General features: G+C 54.6%; 22 protein-coding genes. 6 read left to right on the forward strand and 16 right to left on the reverse strand.

What is annotated here, in order from left to right; all coding sequences use genetic code 11:
- Positions 1 to 89: 89 nt before the first annotated feature.
- The 3 genes from clpA to LA5095_RS13365 form a co-directional block, all read right to left on the reverse strand.
- Positions 90 to 2,540, reverse strand: a complete 2,451-nt coding sequence (gene clpA, locus LA5095_RS13355) for an ATP-dependent Clp protease ATP-binding subunit ClpA (RefSeq protein WP_055115794.1) — start codon at positions 2,538 to 2,540, stop codon at positions 90 to 92.
- Positions 2,541 to 2,552: 12 nt separating this feature from the next.
- The gene (clpS, locus tag LA5095_RS13360) at positions 2,553 to 2,885 is read right to left on the reverse strand and encodes an ATP-dependent Clp protease adapter ClpS (RefSeq protein ID WP_029061852.1); all 333 of its coding nucleotides are present in this window, start codon (positions 2,883 to 2,885) and stop codon (positions 2,553 to 2,555) included.
- Between the two features lie 405 nt (positions 2,886 to 3,290).
- Positions 3,291 to 3,623, reverse strand: coding sequence for a phasin family protein (locus LA5095_RS13365; RefSeq protein ID WP_055116807.1), 333 nt, complete (start codon positions 3,621 to 3,623; stop codon positions 3,291 to 3,293).
- Between the two features lie 646 nt (positions 3,624 to 4,269).
- On the opposite strand from LA5095_RS13365, the gene LA5095_RS13370 reads away from it, so the two are divergent.
- Positions 4,270 to 5,937: a serine hydrolase gene (locus tag LA5095_RS13370; protein WP_408008568.1), complete on the forward strand. Its 1,668-nt coding sequence runs from the start codon at positions 4,270 to 4,272 to the stop codon at positions 5,935 to 5,937.
- 17 nt (positions 5,938 to 5,954) lie between these two features.
- Here LA5095_RS13370 and LA5095_RS13375 read toward each other — a convergent pair whose 3' ends face one another.
- The 3 genes from LA5095_RS13375 to LA5095_RS13385 form a co-directional block, all read right to left on the reverse strand.
- Positions 5,955 to 6,662 carry a DnaJ domain-containing protein gene (locus LA5095_RS13375; RefSeq protein ID WP_055115798.1) on the reverse strand — a complete coding sequence of 236 codons (708 nt, stop codon included), beginning with the start codon at positions 6,660 to 6,662 and terminating at the stop codon, positions 5,955 to 5,957.
- Positions 6,662 to 7,396, reverse strand: coding sequence for a vWA domain-containing protein (locus tag LA5095_RS13380; RefSeq protein WP_055115800.1), 735 nt, complete (start codon positions 7,394 to 7,396; stop codon positions 6,662 to 6,664). Before LA5095_RS13380 ends, LA5095_RS13375 begins: the two co-directional genes overlap by 1 nt.
- 103 nt (positions 7,397 to 7,499) lie before the next feature.
- Positions 7,500 to 8,141 (reverse strand): DUF2306 domain-containing protein, encoded by a 642-nt coding sequence (locus tag LA5095_RS13385; protein WP_208992689.1) that lies wholly within the window; start codon positions 8,139 to 8,141, stop codon positions 7,500 to 7,502.
- Positions 8,142 to 8,216: 75 nt separating this feature from the next.
- On the opposite strand from LA5095_RS13385, the gene LA5095_RS13390 reads away from it, so the two are divergent.
- Complete coding sequence (locus tag LA5095_RS13390) at positions 8,217 to 8,828, forward strand: TetR/AcrR family transcriptional regulator (RefSeq protein WP_055115801.1); 612 nt, start codon at positions 8,217 to 8,219, stop codon at positions 8,826 to 8,828.
- Between the two features lie 26 nt (positions 8,829 to 8,854).
- On the opposite strand, the gene LA5095_RS13395 is transcribed toward LA5095_RS13390, so the two are convergent.
- Positions 8,855 to 9,289, reverse strand: coding sequence for a DUF1489 family protein (locus tag LA5095_RS13395; RefSeq protein WP_055115803.1), 435 nt, complete (start codon positions 9,287 to 9,289; stop codon positions 8,855 to 8,857).
- Between the two features lie 121 nt (positions 9,290 to 9,410).
- On the opposite strand from LA5095_RS13395, the gene LA5095_RS13400 reads away from it, so the two are divergent.
- From LA5095_RS13400 to LA5095_RS13415, 3 genes are all read left to right on the forward strand, one after another.
- The gene (locus LA5095_RS13400) at positions 9,411 to 10,295 is read left to right on the forward strand and encodes an NAD-dependent epimerase/dehydratase family protein (RefSeq protein WP_055115805.1); all 885 of its coding nucleotides are present in this window, start codon (positions 9,411 to 9,413) and stop codon (positions 10,293 to 10,295) included.
- A gap of 100 nt (positions 10,296 to 10,395) precedes the next feature.
- Positions 10,396 to 10,950 carry a hypothetical protein gene (locus tag LA5095_RS13405; protein WP_055115807.1) on the forward strand — a complete coding sequence of 185 codons (555 nt, stop codon included), beginning with the start codon at positions 10,396 to 10,398 and terminating at the stop codon, positions 10,948 to 10,950.
- Positions 10,951 to 11,347: 397 nt separating this feature from the next.
- Positions 11,348 to 12,070 (forward strand): DUF599 domain-containing protein, encoded by a 723-nt coding sequence (locus LA5095_RS13415; RefSeq protein ID WP_055115810.1) that lies wholly within the window; start codon positions 11,348 to 11,350, stop codon positions 12,068 to 12,070.
- Here LA5095_RS13415 and LA5095_RS13420 read toward each other — a convergent pair.
- Together LA5095_RS13420 and LA5095_RS13425 are read right to left on the reverse strand one after the other, a co-directional pair.
- Positions 11,989 to 13,236, reverse strand: coding sequence for an adenylate/guanylate cyclase domain-containing protein (locus LA5095_RS13420; protein ID WP_055115812.1), 1,248 nt, complete (start codon positions 13,234 to 13,236; stop codon positions 11,989 to 11,991). The two genes, LA5095_RS13415 and LA5095_RS13420, sit on opposite strands and share 82 nt — an antisense overlap.
- A 103-nt stretch (positions 13,237 to 13,339) precedes the next feature.
- The gene (locus LA5095_RS13425) at positions 13,340 to 14,143 is read right to left on the reverse strand and encodes a YdcF family protein (protein ID WP_055115814.1); all 804 of its coding nucleotides are present in this window, start codon (positions 14,141 to 14,143) and stop codon (positions 13,340 to 13,342) included.
- A gap of 445 nt (positions 14,144 to 14,588) precedes the next feature.
- On the opposite strand from LA5095_RS13425, the gene LA5095_RS13430 reads away from it, so the two are divergent.
- Positions 14,589 to 14,993: a globin family protein gene (locus LA5095_RS13430; RefSeq protein ID WP_055115816.1), complete on the forward strand. Its 405-nt coding sequence runs from the start codon at positions 14,589 to 14,591 to the stop codon at positions 14,991 to 14,993.
- Between the two features lie 75 nt (positions 14,994 to 15,068).
- On the opposite strand, the gene LA5095_RS13435 is transcribed toward LA5095_RS13430, so the two are convergent.
- The 7 genes from LA5095_RS13435 to LA5095_RS13465 all read right to left on the reverse strand — a co-directional run bounded on the left by LA5095_RS13435 (position 15,069) and on the right by LA5095_RS13465 (position 19,988).
- Positions 15,069 to 15,683: an ATP-dependent Clp protease proteolytic subunit gene (locus tag LA5095_RS13435; protein ID WP_055115818.1), complete on the reverse strand. Its 615-nt coding sequence runs from the start codon at positions 15,681 to 15,683 to the stop codon at positions 15,069 to 15,071.
- Positions 15,684 to 15,868: 185 nt separating this feature from the next.
- A complete protein-coding gene (locus tag LA5095_RS13440; RefSeq protein ID WP_055115820.1) occupies positions 15,869 to 16,729 on the reverse strand; it encodes an adenylate/guanylate cyclase domain-containing protein in 861 nt (286 codons plus the stop codon).
- A gap of 95 nt (positions 16,730 to 16,824) precedes the next feature.
- Positions 16,825 to 17,232, reverse strand: coding sequence for an ACT domain-containing protein (locus LA5095_RS13445; protein WP_055115822.1), 408 nt, complete (start codon positions 17,230 to 17,232; stop codon positions 16,825 to 16,827).
- Between the two features lie 26 nt (positions 17,233 to 17,258).
- Positions 17,259 to 18,230, reverse strand: coding sequence for an agmatinase (gene speB, locus LA5095_RS13450; RefSeq protein ID WP_055115824.1), 972 nt, complete (start codon positions 18,228 to 18,230; stop codon positions 17,259 to 17,261).
- Positions 18,231 to 18,319: 89 nt separating this feature from the next.
- Positions 18,320 to 19,012: an SDR family oxidoreductase gene (locus LA5095_RS13455; protein ID WP_055115826.1), complete on the reverse strand. Its 693-nt coding sequence runs from the start codon at positions 19,010 to 19,012 to the stop codon at positions 18,320 to 18,322.
- 77 nt (positions 19,013 to 19,089) lie between these two features.
- The gene (locus LA5095_RS13460) at positions 19,090 to 19,479 is read right to left on the reverse strand and encodes a cupin domain-containing protein (protein WP_055115827.1); all 390 of its coding nucleotides are present in this window, start codon (positions 19,477 to 19,479) and stop codon (positions 19,090 to 19,092) included.
- Positions 19,476 to 19,988 carry an SET domain-containing protein gene (locus LA5095_RS13465; RefSeq protein WP_055115829.1) on the reverse strand — a complete coding sequence of 171 codons (513 nt, stop codon included), beginning with the start codon at positions 19,986 to 19,988 and terminating at the stop codon, positions 19,476 to 19,478. The genes LA5095_RS13460 and LA5095_RS13465 overlap by 4 nt, the downstream gene beginning before the upstream one ends.
- Positions 19,989 to 19,992: the final 4 nt, after the last annotated feature.

The following is a 19,992-nucleotide window of genomic DNA, read 5'->3' on the forward strand; positions in this document are numbered from 1 at the left end:
GTGGTGAAAGAAGTGAAAGGACCGTTTGTGTCAAAACAAAAGACCCCGGATCACCTCCGGGGTCTTTCGTTGCAATCGCGTTGCCTTGTTCAGTCTGCCAAAGGCACTTTTGGCACGAGGCTCTTTTTCGACGAGCCGCCCTTGTTTCCGCCGGAGGACTTTGTCTGTTTGGCCGCCGATGTCTTTGAAACCGGCTTCCGGCGCCGTTTCGGTTTTGGCTTGGTTTCCGTCTTGGCTTTCGGTTTGGGCGGATTTGCCCGCTCTTCAATGCTTTCCAGCAGCAGGCCCTTGCCATCCTCGGAAACCGACACCTTGACCATGCCGCCCTTTTTCAATTTGCCGAAGAGAACTTCGTCGGCAAGCGGCCGTTTTATGTGTTCCTGGATAATCCGGCCGAGTGGGCGGGCCCCCATTCGGTCATCGTACCCTTTGGTCGCCAGCCATTTCACCGCATCGTCTGTCAGTTCGAACGTGACATTGCGGTCCGCAAGCTGCACTTCAAGCTGCATGACGAACTTCTCGACCACCTTGTAGACAACTTCCATCGGCAGGTTACCGAACGGAATGATCGCATCGAGACGGTTGCGGAATTCCGGCGTGAACAGTTTGTTGATCGCTTCCGTGTCGTCCCCTTCCCGCTTTACGCGGTTGAAGCCGACAGGCATCTTAGCCATGTCTGAAGCGCCCGCATTCGTGGTCATGATCAGGATCACATTGCGGAAATCGACCTGCTTTCCGTTGTGATCGGTCAGCTTGCCGTGATCCATCACCTGCAGCAGGATGTTGAAGAGGTCCGGATGGGCCTTTTCGATTTCGTCGAGCAACAGGACACAATGCGGATGCTGGTCGACCCCGTCGGTCAACAGGCCGCCCTGATCGAACCCGACATAGCCGGGAGGGGCTCCGATCAAACGTGAAACCGTGTGCCGTTCCATATATTCAGACATATCGAAACGGATCAGTTCCACGCCGAGCGACGACGCCAGTTGCCGCGCCACTTCCGTCTTGCCGACACCGGTCGGACCGGAGAACAGATAACTGCCGATCGGCTTGTCCGGCTCGCGCAATCCTGCGCGTGCGAGTTTGATTGCCGAGGCCAGCGTTTCGATCGCCGCGTCCTGACCATAGACAACCCTCTTGAGGTCCTTTCCAAGGTTTTCCAGAACCTCTGCATCGTCCTTTGAAACGGATTTCGGCGGAATGCGGGCCATCGTGGCAATGGTGTTCTCGATTTCCTTCACGCCGATTGTTTTCCGGCGTCGGGCTTCTGGAACGAGCATCTGCGACGCGCCGGTTTCGTCCAGGACATCGATCGCCTTGTCAGGCAGCTTCCTGTCTGAAATGTACTTTGCCGACAATTCCACTGCCGTCTTGATGGCATCGTTGGTGTACCGTACCTTGTGGAAGTCCTCGAAATAGGGCTTCAGCCCCTTTAGGATATCAATTGCATCGGGGATCGAAGGCTCGTTCACATCAATCTTCTGGAATCGGCGGACAAGCGCACGATCTTTTTCGAAGAACTGGCGGTATTCCTTATAGGTTGTGGAGCCGATACACCGGATCGCGCCAGAAGCAAGCGCAGGTTTGAGCAGGTTCGACGCGTCCATTGCGCCGCCCGACGTGGCACCGGCACCGATCACGGTATGGATCTCGTCGATGAACATCACCGCACCCGGATAGTCCTCGATTTCCTTGACCACCTGCTTCAGGCGTTCTTCAAAATCGCCCCGGTAGCGCGTACCGGCGAGAAGAGACCCCATGTCCAGCGAGAAGATGGTCGCGTCCATCAGGACGTCAGGCACATCCTCGTTGACGATACGGTGCGCCAACCCTTCAGCAATCGCGGTTTTACCAACGCCCGGATCACCGACAAAAAGCGGATTGTTCTTCGCCCGGCGGCAAAGAATCTGGATCGTACGTTGAATTTCGCTCTCACGGCCGATCAGGGGATCGATTTTTCCGTTGACGGCCTTTTCGTTGAGATTGACGCAATATGCCTCAAGCGCATCTGTCTTCTGGCTGGGCTTCTTTTCCCCTTCAGAGCCTGGAAGAATGTCCTCTTCCTCCGCACCTTCGACAGGACGGGCGTCGGACATTCCGGGACGTTTGGCGATGCCATGAGAGATGTAGTTGACCGCGTCGTAGCGGGTCATGTCCTGATCCTGCAGGAAATAGGCAGCGTGGCTTTCGCGCTCGGCAAAAATTGCGACCAGCACGTTGGCGCCGGTGACCTCTTCCCTGCCGGAAGACTGGACATGGATGACCGCCCGCTGAATGACGCGCTGGAAACCAGCCGTCGGCTTTGAGTCCTCATCACTATCTGTCACCAGATTGTCGAGTTCGGTCTCGATATATTCAAGCAGATTGCGTCGGATCGTATCCAGATCCACATTACAGGCCCGCATGACGGCAGCTGCGTCCTGATCGTCGAGCAACGCCAGCAGCAGATGCTCAAGCGTAGCGTATTCCTGTTGCCGTTCGTTGGCGAAAGCCAGCGCCTGGTGAAGGGCTTTTTCTAAACTGCGCGAGAAGGAAGGCACGTGCGTTGGTCCTCACTTTTTTTCCATGACGCATTGCAGAGGGTGCTGATGCTTGCGTGCGAAATCCATCACCTGGGTTACCTTGGTCTCTGCGACTTCATAGGAAAAAATCCCACATTCGCCGACACCATGATGATGAACATGAAGCATGATACGGGTCGCTTCTTCCCTGTTCTTCTGGAAAAAGCTCTCCACTACATGGATGACAAACTCCATGGGAGTGTAGTCATCATTCAACAACAGCACACGATAGAGGTTGGGCCGCTTGGTAACCGTTTTGGTTCGGGTAGCGACAACAGTTCCGGCGTCACCACCGTCATTGTCTTGATCTGAACCCGCCGACATTGCCTTACCTATCGCTTCTCTCATTCCGGAAAACACCGGTTTTCATTTCCCGGGCCGGAGCGCACATGCAAACCGGTCCGGCTTCTTCAATCCGCAGATTTCAACTCCGCGAATATCTTTTTCTACACCGGTAATCCTGCCGCGCAAGCCGCGCTCGCGCAATGGTCGATTTCATCAAGATTCGGGTGAACCTCCTGTTTCCGACAGAAGCGTCACCGTTAATCGGGAATGTAGGTGTCTGAAAAACGATTAAAAGGTGGGAACGATATGCAAATCCACGTGAACGCGATTTCGTTCCGGCCCAATCGGCAAAATGTGGGTATATCTCGACAAACAAAAGAAAACCCGGCTCGATCGAGCCGGGTTTGAAACGTAATCCGCCAGGTGGCGAAAAAGCAGGGAGGCTTACTTGCCCATTTTGCCAAGCACGCCTTCGTAAGGCTTGTAGGCATCTTTAGACATGTCGGTAACCATTTCACTGATCTTGGTCATTTCGCCGACAAAACCTTCGTACGAGGTTTTGACATAGTCAGCCTGCGCTTCAAACGCCTTGTCCAGGGACTTGGACGCAACAAGCTTTTCAACGGCTGCGGTGCCTTCCTCGAAGGACTTCTTCTGGTAATCTGCTACTTCAGCTGCGATCGCCTGAAAGCCCTTGCTCATCGAACCAAAGGATGCCATGGCGATATCCATGTTGTCCTTGCTCAGCTTTTGCATTTCTTCAAAATTGTTCATCATTTCACTGACCTCTTTCAGCGAACCGGCGCGCAAGGCCTGCATCAAAGGCCCTTGTTGGCAGTCGGCACGCGCATCACGTTACCTATGGGCATTCTCGTAATGCACTGCACAATAACTGTCAAGGCGATTTTGCACTGCAAAAACAACCATTACGAGAAATTAATCCGCACTATCTCAATCAGCGAATTTTACATCTGCTGTTGAGGTGACCTGCTGTCAGTGCACTTTCAATTGCGATCGGCGCTCAGGAAAAACATACAAGGAGTATTCGGAATACTATTTTTCGACAGGCTCAGAAGTCGAAAGTATATATCAGGATCTTAACAAAAATTTCAGATTTTTGTTTCTGATTTTTACAATTGTATTATCAAGCAAAAAATATAATACTTGTAAAAACGAATAGGCTTGAATTAACGATTGATTAACTCTAACAAAAAACTATTTTTCAAAGTGCTTTTTCGGCAATCCATTTACACATTTGTAACCGTGATTCCATCAAATGAACTGGACATCACGGAGCTGCGGCTTGAATCGCAGGGGGAAATGATCCAACCCGCCAGGCTTCAATCAGAAACGTGTGACCCGGATTGGGAAAGTAACTGTGTTTGGTATGCGTTTTCTTCGCAATGCAATAGCGATAACCCAAGTGGGAAAAATTCTGGTACTCGGCGTGTTGCTGATCTTGCTTCCAGTCACGGCGATGGCCAATTCCAAATATGCCGGGATTGTTGTTGACGCCAAAACCGGCAAGACACTGTACGCATCATCTGCCGATGCCTACCGGTATCCTGCGTCGCTCACGAAGATCATGACCCTGTACGTGGTTTTCGAAGAGCTCTCGGCCGGACGCCTTACGCTCAATTCCCGCCTGAAGGTGTCCAAGTATGCTGCGGGCCGGCCACCATCCAAATTGGGCCTGAAGCCGGGAAAATCCATCAAGGTCAAGGACGCAATCCTTGCGCTGGTGACCAAATCCGCAAATGATGTCGCAACAGTTGTTGCCGAGAACATTTCCGGGTCCGAGAAAAAGTTCGCCCAACGCATGACGAGCACGGCGCGGTCACTGGGCATGAAAAAGACGACCTTTAGGAACCCGCATGGTTTGCCGAATTCCGGCCAACGGACAACTGCTCGGGATATGGCGACCCTTGGACGAGCGATTCAAGAACACTACCCGCAGTATTACGGCTATTTCAAAACGCGGTCCTACAAGTACAACGGCCGCACTTACGGCAACCACAACAAGCTTCTTGGCCGTGTGAAGGGTGTTGACGGCATCAAGACCGGCTATATCAGGGCATCCGGATTCAATCTCGTCACTTCGGTCAACCGGAACGGCCGACAGATTGTTGCCGTTGTGATGGGCGGCAGGTCCGGTGCATCCAGAAACGCCCAGATGACCAAGCTGATCAGCCGCTACCTGTCCAAGGCAAGCCGTGGCAAGAAAACCGTTCCCATGATAGCCAAGCGCAGCGGCGCACCGATCTTTGTTGCCTCGGCCCTGGCTCAACCGCCATTGCCAAGGGTAAAGCCGGGTAGCACTCAAAAGCCTGCGTCAGGAGCCCCGATGGTTCTTGCCTTCAATGCGGCTGAAAAACCGATCGCTGCTCCGGTGCCAACACCTTCCGTTGCCTCCGTCACCACAGCTTCAGTTAAGACCGAGCCCGTAACTGTACCGGGTTTTGGAGACGCGGTTCCAATACCTCCCAAGATTGTCAAACAGCGTTTTGACGAGACATTCGCAGTCGCAACCGCGCTGCCTCCGATCCGCCGTGAAAGTCCTGATCTGGATCTGACGACGAATTCAGTCTCGAAAAAAGCACTGCTCGACGCTGCAAGGGCAGATGTGACCAGACGCACCACTTCCCAGCCAGATAGTGAAGGCCGACCGATCCCGGCGAAGACAATCACTGTGGAGACGGTCAAGATTGAAACGGTCCCGGCGCCCGAAGTTACTGCATCGAACGTGAAAGTGGCGGCAGCATCGGCGACCGCGCTGCCGGTTGTCGAAAGCCAGTCGAAGGATGACACCATCACTGTTGCGACCAGCGATACGCCGGATATCGAACCGGGCTGGCAGGTGCAGATTGCCGCTTCGGAGACCGAGAACCAGGCCGTTGCACTTCTGAAGAAAGCCAAGGCCAGAACGGGAGCGGCTCTTCGTGGACGTTCACCATACACAGAACCCGTTGAAGCCAACGGACAAACGCTCTACCGCGCGCGCTTTGTTGGCTTCAAAAACAAGACCGCAGCCCGCAAGGCCTGCAGTACACTGAAAAAGGCAAAATTCGCCTGCTTCGCCATCTATCAGTAACTGCGTAACGGATGTCGTCAATGTCTTCTGAGAAGCGTGTCTTTAGCCTCGTTGATTTTCGCCGCGAGGAAACCGGATCCTCCTTTGTCGGGATGAACCCGCATCATGAGCCTGCGATGCGCGGCTCGAATTTCCGCGTCCCCGGCATCGGGAGAAAGCCCCAGGATCTCGTAGGCCTCCTCATCTGTCATGGGGCCAGAGCTCGCCGGGCTTCCCTGCCCCTCTGTTCCATCAGACTGGAAGTGTTCACGCCATCCGGCAAGCCTGCGGTCGAGATAAGCTTCGACTAGCTTGCAACTTTGTTCGTCCTGGCCACATTCCTGCCAGAACGAAAGCAGGTCCTGGTCGCTTAGTTCGTCCAGCCTGCGGCCTTGAAAACCTCCTGCCAGAATCAGACCGGTCATTTCACCGGTATCGTGATCCAGTTCCATTTCGACCATTGCAGTTCGCACCCTGGATCTTTGACCTGATGCCTTGTTCGGCTTGTAGCTTCCTGTCAGGCGACCGAGACCGGCAACCCCAAGAAGAGACAGACCAAACCCTATCAGCGGTATTGCGAACATGAACCGCCCGGTCAGCATGAAGACGGCACCCAGGGCAAGAAGAAGAATTCCGCCGTACTTGCGAAGCTGGCGGGCGAGATCGCCGGGATTGGCCTGAACAAAACTGCGCGCACCCAAGATGACGGCAGTGAGCAGGATCAGTCCGATAAGAAAATAGAACATCAGTCAGATTTGATTTGCTGCAGAAGCAGACGGGCTCCCTGCCCGCCTTTGCGTTCAAGTGCCACAAGTGCGTTGTGTCCGCCACTTGCAAATACCGCAACCGCTTTCAAGAGCTCGGCAAGCTGCTGTGCAGACCCCGCATCAAAGGGACAATAGGCTCCTTTGGACAAGCGTGCCATCTCGCGAAACGCCTGTTCCGCAATGGCGTCTCGCCCTTCCTGAAACAAGAACACCGGTACGCCCATCAACCCGAGTTGTCCGGCTTTGTCGCAAAGAATATCCACATCTTCTTCCATACAATCGCCGACATAGACCACAGCGGCAATCTTGTCGTCCGCGGCTGACTGGAGAGCCGCGGAAAGCACTTTGCTGATCTGAGTACGTCCGCCCTGAACGGAGATCCGGCTCATGGCCTTTGCGAGATCATCACTGCGCTCGAACCAGCGCGACGCTCTGCATTCTCCAAAGCCGCGAAAATAGACCAGCTTGATCTTCAAACCACCGATATGGTCTGCTTCCTGAAACATTTCAGACTGAATGTGACAGGCCCTGTCCCAGGTCGGCTGTCGGCTCATGGTTGCGTCGAGCGCAAAAATCAGTCGGCCATCGCTCCCTGCTTTTGGCTCGATTTCCTTCGCTTTCTCAAGAAAGGCAGAGATATCGGACGCGGCCGAAGGCAAATCGCCTTTTTTCCGGACAGGTTTCCCCGTCGCGTCCAGATCTGTTTTCGCCATTCATATTCGTCCCTGCTGCGCTCGATACATTCAAATTGGGCCTGCCGGTCTGATTTGGCAAGCACAGCAGCTGTCTTCATCCCAAACTAGATGAGATTTCGATTCACCTGGTTTGATTGGCCAACAGATAGCTTCGCCTGCCACGCATCAGCAGGTATGTCTCGACCAATATCGCATTTGGCATCCAACACGCCCAACTGATGATCGGGTAGGCCACCTGAAATTCGGCGCCCAGTGCCATCGATGACCCCAGATAAACACGCAATGTTACCGCCGCAAAGGTCAAGGCAGCGGAACGGAGCATCCAGTCGCGATGCCTGGCAAACTGCCTTGTGAGCGCAAAATACAGCGCACCGAGTGTTGTCCAGAGCCAGACAACGGCCAACGAAGCAAATCCGGCACTCGCGAAAACACCGGCCGTTGAATGAAACGCCAGCTGAAAACCGGCAACACCGGAAATCACGACCGCCGCAACGTAGATCCGTCCAACCCAACGGTGAAGCGAGGGGTGTTTGCGGCGCAATCCGGACATGAACTGAAACGGCATCAGAAAGAGAGCAACCGGTGCGACAGCGATATGCGCAAAGAGCGCCAGACTGTTTCCCGCCAAATTGTGTGAAACGAAATCCATGGCGATTTCCACACCGAGTGGAACAAACCTGTAGGAAACAAGCGCCACAAGAACCGATGAAATGACGCTTGCCCAGAACGCAATACGGCCTGTTAGTTTCAAAACCTGTTCCATGCCTCTCCTCCAACTTGACAGTGTCAAGATAAGATCAAACTTGACACTGTCAAGACAATCGATGAAGACGGTCACATGGTGGATGAACAAACGACAAGGCGAAGAACGGATCGCGACCTGAAAACGGCACTGATTGACGCTGGTGTCGAGCTTCTGCGAATACGGGGGGCAGACGGCCTTTCGCTCCGAGAATGTGCTACGATGGCGGGAGTTTCACACGCCGCACCCGGCTATCATTTCAAGAACATAATGGGCCTTTCGACCGCGATCGCTGCGCGTGGCTTCCAGCTGTTTTGCGAGGCCATGACAAGACGGCTGGACGGGGCCGGTCCTTCCCCCCGGGATCGCCTGTCTGCTATTTGCCACGGTTACATCGACTATGCGTCGGATCATCCAGCTTTGTTTCTGTTCATCTTTTCCGGACAGAAGTTCAATGAGGACGACGAGTTTTTCTGCTCGCACTCCGAACGCGCATACGCCATCCTCCGGGAGGCTTGTGCACCTTTTGTCGCCTCCGGGACACCGAAAGAAGACATAGAGGTCCTGGTCTGGTCACTGGTCCACGGTTATTCCCAGCTTTCCATGACCCGCAAGAAGGAAAACCCCAAACTGGACCGGTCGTGGCCGGATTTTGACCAGCTCTTCAAGCATTTGGGTAAGGCGCTGACGCCGAACGACGAAACATGAACAGGCAGTTGGATGCCTTCATGCGATCATAGCAGACAGAGTTCCGTCAGATCCTGGCGCATGGCGTCCGACATGGCTTTGGTCTCCGCGGCCAGCCGCATGTCCGCGGGTGCGTCATCCGCTTTCAGATACCGCCATCCCTGAAACGGGCGCCTCGGCTGGTATCTCGTGAGGATCAACCTTGGTTCGAGCACGAGGTCGCATCTCTTGATACCGGCATCGTCCGTGAAGGGACGAATATCGATCAGATGCTGGCGAACCTGGATCTTGCCCTTGATCACCCAATAGAGCGAACCGCCTTCCAGCAAATCGTCCTTGCGGGTCGGTACCATGCGCGTGGTGTGTGTCGTTACTTCCTCCAGCCCTGCCAACCGGGCCTGCTCGATCCGAAAATCGATCGAGGCCTGAAGAGATTCCGCGCTGTCGGCGCCGACACAGAGTTTCACCAGATGCAACGTCATTCTTTTGACCTAGCAGGCCTGTCCGCGAGGTCAAGCTGGCATGAGTAAACGTCGGTGGATTGTGCACAGCTCCCCACATCAAAAACTTGCGTGCAACTCGCGAACAGGGTTCTCTTTTAAGATGGACGTGTTCGTAACCGGTGGCACCGGCCTGATCGGTGCAGCCGTTGTCAAAGAGTTGCTTTCCAAGGGGGCTCGTGTCATCGCTCTGGCGCGATCGGAGGCCGCCTCCGACAAGTTGCGCGCCTTCGGTGCCAGCGCTTTTCCCGGTGACCTGAAACACGCTGAAAGTTGGGTTGGCAGGGCAGCGTCCTGCGACGCAGTCATACACGCCGGTGCGACATTTGCAGCGGATATGGGCAGGATCGACCGACTTTCAATGCTGGCGCTCAAGCAGGCCACCAAGCACAGGAAACAACCCCTTAAGCTTATCTATACCGGAGGCATCTGGCTCTTTCCTTCCGTACAGGGCACACAGGCTATCACGGAAAAAACCCCGTTTGCCCCCGTCCCTGCCTTCCGGTTCATGGCGGAAACCATCCGGACGCTGTCTCATGGCACGGATCTGAACCTTGTGGTGATCCACCCGGCTCTCGTCTGCAGCAGGTTATCAGGACCGATCGCCGAAATGACGGAAGCACTGAAGGCAGGCAGACCATTCAGGACGCGCGCGGCCTCCGAGACGCTTTGGCCGCTTGTCGAGGCAAACGATCTGGCAGCGCTCTACGTTCTGGCACTCCGGCAGGCCCGTTTCAGAATGACATTGATGGCAAGCAGCATATCCGGCATTTCGGTTCGTCATCTGGCTGCCCACATTTCGGCCCGGCACGGTCTGCCCCTGGAAATCGAGACGGTTCAGGCCGACAAGGCCGTTCCTCCGGAAACGGACTGGAGCGCCGGCTACGCGTTGTCCCAAAAAATCGATGTCACCCAGACAACTCGGGCAACCGGCTGGCAACCGGAGCATTCCACGATCGAGGACATGGTCGTTTCTCTGTCGAGATAGCGGTGCAGCAATCTAAAGTGCTGCCGGGCGGGTTTTCGGGCCAACACTTTCTAAATATGTCACACACTATCGTGCGCCGGACACCAATCTGGAGCCGTGCATGGCAAGACATATCGCGACCATTCTGGCTTTCCTGTTTCTGGTGATCCCGACAAGTGCCCAGCCGGAATTGCCGGTGGGCCAATTCAGGATCATCAATACCGCTGCCTTCATGGAGCTCGATGGAACCCGAACGGCAATTGACACAGGCTTGCGTGGCGGCACGGTCGACATTGGTTTTCCGGCCGACGGATCGCTGATCCTGACCCTCGGCGGCACGAGAATAGAGCTCTTTCCTCTTGAGGCGGGTCTTGCCGGCCTCGCCTGGGATGCTGACGGCACAAGTCTGTTGCGTTGGAGCGATATTGAAGCAATGAACCCGTCCTGGTCTCCGCGGGATATCCCGTCCTGGGGTGCGGAACTGGCCTGGCCAGACCTCGGACTGGCACGTTTGGTGATGATGCCATTTGGAAATTCGGGGTATTCCGGGCTCCTGATCAGTTATCCCGGCAATCGCACGGTGGTTCGCCAAGTGGAGTTTCGTCAGGTATTCGGTCCACAGAACCGGCCGAACTCTTCACCGACAAACGCTGCAGGTGCTTCAAATCGTTATTGAAATGAAAAAGGCGCAGCCATCGGCTGCGCCTTCAATTGAAAACGTCCCGCTGGCCCTACTTGGCAACGGCGACGGCTTGTTGCGCGCTTTCCACATCGTTGAAAAGGAGGATCATCGTCAAGGCGACACCTACCGCAGCGACAGTCCAAAGAGTGACGCTCCAACAAGACTTCTGCACGTTTTCGTCCATAAAATCCCTACACTTGTTCTCAGACGCCAGTCCCCTGCAAATTGAAATATGGCGCCATTGGGGCGAGGAGGTAAACGATCCCTTACCATTTCGCAAGCGCAAAAAAGGAGCAGCTGCCCCCTGAATTTTGCAGATCAGAAAACCTTTCATTTTTTCAGCCGCTTATGCTTTTTTAAAAATGCTCTGTTTCCAAAAGAAAGTCATTGCATGCACGCACTTTCGTACCTGGACCTTGCCGCGGCCGCGTGGTTTCTTGTCGCCTGGTTCGGCTTCAGCCTGATTGTCGACATCAGTCCCCTGCGCACCAGAACCCTGTCGGCCGTGATGGACGAGTACCGCCGCAGCTGGATGATCGCCATGAGCAAGCGCGAGGTTCGCATCATGGACACTTCCATCATGACCGGACTGCAGCAGGGAACAGCCTTTTTCGCGTCTACAGCGCTCCTCGCGATTGGAGGCGGTTTTGCCCTTTTGGAAGCGACCGATCGCATCGTTCAGATTACAGGCGATTTATCGATACCGGTCGAAAGCAGCCGTGCGCTGTGGGAAATCAAGGTCCTGGGGCTGATGCTCATATTCGCCTACAGCTTCTTCAAATTCGGCTGGGCCTACCGGCTCTTCAACTATGCAAGCATTGTCATGGGCGCCGTTCCGGAGAAGGGTAACGCGGGTGAAAACGAAATTCGGCAAATGGCCGTTCAGGCCGGAGACCTGAATGTATTGGCCGGCCGTCATTTCAATCGCGGCCAAAGAGCCCTGTTCTTTGCAATCGGATTTCTTGGCTGGTTCGCGGGCCCGTTCGTCTTTGCCGTCACCACGCTGGCCGTGCTTCTGGTATTGCTTCGTCGTCAGTTCGTGTCCCGTGCCAGGGTTGCCGTGTTGTCAGGGCAGTATCCCAGCTTGTCCCCCCTGAGCAAATCAGGCGAGTAGACCGAAACCGGATCGTCAAAGCCCTTGACCTGATAGCGACCGAACAGGCCCGACCGGCAGCCCATGATGTCTGACAACGCGTCGGAGACGAGAACTTCACGATGAAGGTCCTTGGCAAGCTCCGCAATTCGGGCTGCCAGATTGACGACCGGACCGACCACCGTGAAATCGAGCCGTGTTTCACTGCCGACATTGCCATAAAAGACATCACCGGCATGCAGTGCAATTCCAACGCTCAAGTCTGGGGTCTGGGCACATTTGTTAGACCGGTTTATCTCGTCGATCCGGCCAAGCGTGTCACGCGCTGCAAGCAGAGCACGCCTGGCGGCATCACGAGCTTCCTCTTCGGTCTCGTAAGGAAAGATTGCCATGACTTCATCGCCGATGAACTTGAGCACTTCTCCACCATGCGCTTCGACAGCGGCAGTCATGGCACCAAAATACTTGTTCAGGAAATTCACGATCATGTCGGCAGGAAGCGTGTTGGACAATCGCGTGAAACCGCGAATATCGGCAAAGCTTACGACGGCCTTGATCCACTCTCCCTGTCCGCGTCGCGTTGTTCCGTCGAGAACCTTCGACCCCGCACGCGGACCGACATAGGTATCCAGAACCGTTTCCGCGGTTCTTCGGAGCGTTTTCAGTTCACACACCAGTGCAAGTGGACGGATAAGGGATTCAAAAACGCTTATGTGCCCGGACCTGAAGCCGCCCGGCGCCTTGGTCGCAAAGCTTGCGACCTTGACTGATCCGTCCGAAAACGGCATCGGCAACGCGATATAGTCCGTGTACCCTTCATCGCGGAGGTCAATCGCGACCGGAAACTCTTCTGCTTCCTCGGGACGCTCCGAAATCCGGACCCTCACGGCCTGATTGGTTTGATGAACGCGTTGGATCGGACTGCTCTGATAGTCTTCGTCCGAGCTGTTGTCGGCAGTATAGAGCCGAAGCTCCTTGGTACCGTCACTGGCCCAGACCGAAGCCTCAGCCCTCACGTTGGGGTGCACCACCCATATTCCGGTGGTCGCCCTGTCGACCGGCACATTCCCGTCGCGCAGGCGCGCAGCCATTTCACTTACAATTTCCAGCGTATCATTGAGATACGACGCATCACTATAGAGCCACTGTACGACGTCTGCCGCGACTATCGGCGCTTCAAGGACCATCTGCCCACGTCCTTTTTGTTCCCTGAGACACCCATCATATGGTGCATTGCGGCGGACAGTAAAAGAGGTGATTTTCAACCAGTGTTAACGGTCCGGGCAATCTTTAGGATTTTGGTTCTGGAAAAAGTGACGCACTGCGCCCCGTCAACCGGTAGACAACAAGCCCAATCCACTCCCTGAATGCCAGATCAAACCGTCTCAACCCTTTCGAAACGCCTGAAAATCCAAGCATTCTGTCCGCTTCTCCACGAGTTCTGTAGTCGACTGGATAGGCAGTCAGGCCAGTCCAGCCTGCTCTTTCGAATACACCCATTGCTCTTGGCATATGATAGGCGGACGTTACCAGAAGCCAGCTTTGTTCAGGTTGGGGATCGACAAGCACCTTTGTTAGTACGGCGTTTTCCCAGGTATTTCTGGACTCGTCCTCCAGTATGATTCTGTCCGCCGGAATACCAAAGTCCTCGAACAATCTGGCAGCCCCTTCTGCTTCGGTCGCCTGTGATGCGACGATGAAGCCCTGCCCCCCGGTATGAATCACGACGGCTTTCGGAATCTGGGAAGCCAACCGCGCAGTAATGGTGATTCTCTCGCCGGACGTCGTCAGGGCCGTATCCCCGCGTGCTCCGGTGACAATGGTATCGACGGCGCCACCCAACACTATGATTCCATCAAATCCCTCAACGCTCGCAGGCCGTGGAAACCGCTCTTCGAGCGGCAGGATGATCCAGTTGGCCACCGGGGAAATTCCGCACACAGCCAACGCTACAACACCGAACCACGCCAGGCGGATACCGGTTTTTCGTCGGATGCCAAGTGCGGCAACTGACAATCCGAGCAATGCAAGTACAATGAAAAAGTTGGAAGGCTGGATAAAAAAGTAACCGACTTTTGCAAGATAAAAAAACATGAAATTAGCTCACGGCGTTCATTTTTCAGCAAAAATATGAGTATCTTAAAGTAGACGATTTTATGGCCAAATTGTCCACGGAAACAGAACTTCCAAAAAAGTTTTCCAACAAAGAATTCAAGGAAATAATTTCCCCAAGTGCAAATTAACGCTTATCAATATTAAAAATAATACATAATTTTTCGCGATATGCTCACTTTTATTCGAGATTTCGACGACCACATTACCGAAACAAATCTGTAATTCGAACGTAACAATATGCGGCGATGCTACCGCCGTTTTCCCACAATCGGGTCAATCCGGCGGAGGAAAAACACTCATTTTTGCTGTGAGTTATAATTGTCGGTTTTCACAAAGGTGATAACCGTGATCAAGGTCACAGGGGCGTGAACGGAACTGCGGCATTCTGTGTTCATCGTTGAAAGGCACAGTCGAGGGTATCCAAATGACACTCTATATGAAACTCGGTGGACGCGAAGCGGTCGTCAGATCAATGCCACGCTTGCAGGCGCGGCTGGAGCAGGACCCCTGTTTCGATGTCACAATGTTCCGTCAGGAGTTTGAGCACTCCGACGACCTGACCGAATTCCTGATCTTTCTTGCCGGTGGAGCCCCGTTCTACGATGGCAAGCCGGTTTGTGAACTCCTGTCACCCATCTGTACTTGCACGGATGTGTACGAGCGTTTTGTCGACCACCTGGTCGTCGTGTTTTTTGCCGGCAGCAGAAATGAAAATGATGAAGCCGAGTTCCGCAGTTTGATGGACGCCTTGCAGCCCCAGGTTCTGGATCCGAGGCCTGTCGACCCGATCATGGTCTATTCAGTTGAGCAGGAACTCATCAGCGCTTAACAGCGCGCGGTAGTATCTCGTAACAAAAACGCCGGCGATCCAGCGCCGGCGTTTTGTTCTCGAAATGGACGATTGTCAGCCCAGTTCTTCGACACTCGTAACGACTTTGCCCACAAGGCCGTATTCGATGCCTTCTTCCGGGCTCATCCAGTAGTCGCGGTCCGTATCTTTTTCAATTCGTTCAATCGGTTGACCGGTCGCATCGGCGAAAATCTTGTTGAGTCGATCCCGCATCTTGATGATTTCCTTGGCCTGGATCTCGATATCCGTTGCCATGCCGCCGGCTCCACCGGACGGTTGATGCAGGAGGAAGCGGGTATTGGGTGTGCAGAACCGCTTGTCCTTGGGAACTGACACGTAGATCAATGCACCGGCACTTGCCACCCATCCCATGCCGAGAATGCGCACTTCGGGTGCGATGAACTTGATCGTGTCATGGATCATGTCACCTGATTCAACGTGCCCGCCCGGAGAAGAAACGATCACCGTGATCGGATCATTGGAGACCTGTGCAAGGGCCAGAAGGCGCGCACAAACATCGCGCGCCATGTCCTGGCTCACTGGTCCGGTAATCAGAACAGTTCGCGCTTCAAACAGGTGCTTGTCGACCTGAATTGACGGCTGGCCCTTGGATTTGTCCTCATCGTCATCGTCGAGGCGTGCTGGCACCGGGGTCGAATAGTTTTTCATGCGCAGGATTAAGCTCCCTTGGCTGTTGCACCGGCCGGGCCGGCTGATTGAAGGGCTGGCGAAAAGACAAACGCCATGCCTGTTTGGTCCATGTGTAAGCGAAGTGGCGGTTCCTCGCAAACCTTGAAAATCTGAATAGCGCGATAAGAGTTATCAAATCGGGAACAAGGGTCCATGCGCGCCGGTTATTCTTCGTGCCGGGGGGTGTCCGGAAAAGAAGCACCCTTGCGTCCGACAACGAAATGCCACACCAGCATCACGGCAAACGGAAGCGACGGCCACACGAACCAGAGGGTCGAAAGACCCGACGTCAGAAGGTTCAGGACGAAAAACAATCCGATCATGAAAACGCACGTTCTCACGCGTCGAGGCTGCGCACGCAACCACCGTCGCGCCTGTTCAAACCCATTCGCAACGGCGCGGGTGTCCTTGTCCCAGCTCGCCGGGCCGGCTGCGTCATGCCCAGCATCACCGCTCTCACCGCCAACGTCTTTTTCGCCAGGAGTTTCTGCCGGCGCGTTTCGGCCGCCGAGCCTGACGGAGTAGGTTTCAACGGGATCGCTGACATTTTTCACCTTCTGCGGACCAAGCGGATCAAAACCGAGTGCAACCTTCGCTTTGACCTGATCATAGACAGATTGCGACAGCATGATCCCGCCACGCGGGGCGAGTTCCTGAAGTCGCGCGGCAACATTCACACCATCACCATAAATGTCATCGCCTTCGACCATGATGTCGCCGAGATTGATTCCAATGCGAAAATCCATCCTGTTGAGGTCCGGAAGATCCGCGTTGCGAAGCGACAGTTCATTTTGAATATCGACCGCGCACTGAACCGCTTCAATCACCGAAACGAATTCGATGATGACGGCATCACCCCAGGTATTGACGATGCGGCCGTTGTGTCTGTCTGTTAGCGCGGACATGACATCCCGGTAAGCTTTCAGCCGGTCCAGTGTCCCGTCTTCGTCCCGCTCCATCAACTTGGAATACTGTGCAACATCCGCGCACATGATGGCCGACAGACGTCGCTTGACCCGTTGCATGCTTAAAACCCCTGACTGCTCATGCTTAGGAATGGGAAGCCAGAGGACAAATTGCAAGAGAAAAACCGGAACTCGGGCCGATCGTGCGCAAAGACCTATTTGTCCAGGTCTGCAATGTTTCGCAAGGCCTGAAGCGCCTCATCGGCCCTTTCCGCGGGCACGAAAACATGGTCGTGGAAAAATGCGGCGACCACGTTGGCTGAAATCCCTTCTTGCGCAAGCGCGCCGGCAACCGCAGCCGTCAGGCCGACCGCCTCCAGTGAAGAGTGCACGGTTAACGTGATCCGCCGAAACCATTCGGCATCCGCAAGTCCCAATTCGCGTGCCCTTTCAACGGGCAGGATCGCGGTCGTTCCTTCTGTCTCGGCAAAGAGGGCGACCGGTGCATATTCAGCCAGGTCTTCAAATGTCCTGTTGGCAAAGGTACAAAAAACATACGGCTCCGGATCAAGCATCGGCCGCATGTGGGATATCAGGATTTTCAGATCTGTTTCGCCGGTCATGATTGGACTATCGCCTTGATGTTCTGTCAGTTTTCGCGTTTCGTCACAGCCAGGGCCATGTTGCAGAGCATCTCGAACATGATGGAGACCCCAAGAAACGCGGTGCCACCACTTTGATCGAATGGCGGTGAAACTTCGACCAGATCCGCTCCCACGATATTCACGCCATCCAGCATGCGAGCGACCTGAATTGACTGATAGGAATTCGGTCCACCCACTTCGGGTGTGCCGGTTCCGGGCGCAAAGGCCGGATCGACAAAATCAATGTCATAGGAAACATATGTCTCGCCGTCTCCCGCGATTTCCCTGGCTTCAGCCATGACATCCTCCGCACCGCGCTCATGAAATTCCTCGATCGGAATAACCCTGATGCCGACGCTCTTCGCAAAGTCACGGTCTTCGAAGTCATAGGCGGTACCACGAATGCCGATCTGAACAACGCGGGCGGGATCGAGCAATCCTTCTTCGACGGCCCGTCTGAATGGTGTGCCGTGCGTGTATTGCATGCCGCCGAAATAACTGTTGAACAGATCGGTGTGGCTGTCGAAGTGAATCATTCCCAGCGGCTTTGTCTTTGCGAGCGAGCGGAGAATCGGCAGCGAACACAAATGATCTCCACCTGCGGACAGTGGAACGATACCGGCTGCGACGATTTCGTCATAGAACGCCGTCATGCGATCAAGGCTGTCATCGACACTTGCCGGGTTTGGACCGACATCGCCCAGGTCGGCGCAATTGACGAGTTCAAACGGTCTTACCCCGGTTGCTCCGTTCTGGGCGCGAATCATTGTCGAAGCGTCCCTCAGCTGCCGTGGGCCGTGACGCGGACCTGGCCTGTTCGTTGTCCCGCCATCCCATGGCGTCCCGATCAGGCCGATCTGCACCTTTGAAATCCTCGGATCGTCCAACCCGACATGCGGCAATCGCATGAAGGTTGGTACTCCTGCAAAGCGCGGTAATTCAAACCCGGAAACCGGATGAAAAAACGGATCTGTCATGCAAGCCACCTTTAGACTGCGCCGCCGGGATCATTCGGCTCGGTTCTCTATTACTGTCAGAAAATGGCAAGCCTTCAACAAAAACCGGCTTACCAGGGAATGACAGCGCCCCGATGATCGAAAAACTGACCCGACTGTTCTGGTGAAAGTCCATCGATGACCGACAGGAGGCTCTGCGAAGCAGCCTCCGGCTCCTGAACTTCAAGACCAGTCTTGGAGAAGCCGTCCGTCAGAGATGTGCGAACTGTTCCCGGATGCAAGGCAACGCAAATGGCGTTGGGTTTCTTTCGTGCCAGTTCCACCGCTGCGGTTCGAACGATCTGATTGAGCGCCGCCTTGGCAGCACGGTAGGCATACCAGCCACCTGCCCTGTTGTCGGTGATCGATCCCACTCGCGCCGACAAAGTCACAAAAACACTTCGCTCCTCCCTCGGGAGAATCGGGAGAAAGTGTTTCATGAGCAGCGCGGGACCGATCGCGTTGATCGCAAATGACCTTGCGAAATTGACCGGATCAATCTCGCGCATGCTTTTCTCCGGACGCACTCCCTCGGGCGTCAGCGCACCCGTCGCATCGAAAACCAGCCCGACTGAGCCTGAAATTGATCTGGCACGGTTGGCGCATGCCTCGACGGATGCTTCATCGAGCAGATCAAGGCCGGGAACCGTCGAGCGGCTGAAACCTATCACCTCATCATACTGCTCGGAGCAATTCAGGGACCGCATCAACGCGGAACCGATACCGCCTGTAGAACCAAGGACCAGGGCAATTCTTGAAGACATGTCTGTTCCCGAAAACCAACTCCTGTCAGTACGATCAGTTCGCGCATGGAGATCAATACATCTGAAAAAGTCACAAACTAGGCAGTAACAGTTGCCTGCCAGATGCCATCGACATATTCAGCTTCGTCGTCACCCGGCCAGGGTGGCATCGAAATGCAGATGAACTTCAGGACTTCCTTGTCGTCGCTTCGGTACTGAAATGCGGTTCCGACGGGAATGTCGATCGAAACACCTGGCAAGAGATCGACAACGCTCTCGCTGTGACCGTCAGATCGCCAGATCTGTCCTTTGCCATCCAGCACATGCCAGAATTCGCTGACTGTCTTGTGCCGTGTCGCACGATTGATCTGCCCCAAGGGCACCGTCGAATGGATCATGTTCCCGGTCGGACCATCCATGATGAAGCGGATGTCGGCACCTGCAGGTGATTTCGCGTCGAATTTTTCATTCAGTCTGCTCTGCTTCACGACACACCCACCGATCTTTCAATCTTCATTTGAAGATACTCGGAAAACCAGCCTTCATACCGCTTTTGAAGCTCGGCGATTTCCCAGTCCTTGCCGGAAATCTCGTTCCTGCACCTCGCCGACCCGCATCGGCAGATCATTGTCCAGTCATCGTCGTCGCCGGTCGCATAGTCAAAAGTCAGTTCTTCTCCGGGCTCAACAACATGCATGGCATGAAAACAGATCTGTCCCTTTATCCCGACATTGGGATCACAGGAGTGATTGAGATGCATCATCGAGCCCACTCTTTCTTCCGGCGTCAGAGGTCCGATGAAAAGATTGTCACCTATCTGAATTTCAGCAGGACCAAGCGTCTCTGCCAGCCTATCGCGGGCAACGCGGTCAAAAATGTGCCCACCCTTCACGACAACCAGTTCACCTTCGTTGATCTTCTCCTTTGCAAAAAGTCCTGTACCATCCAGTGGACTGGTCCGTTTTTCCACTTTTTGCGAAAACCAGCTCGCTCCCATCGTT

This window comes from Roseibium album (assembly GCF_001404515.1).
GTDB lineage: Bacteria > Pseudomonadota > Alphaproteobacteria > Rhizobiales > Stappiaceae > Roseibium > Roseibium album.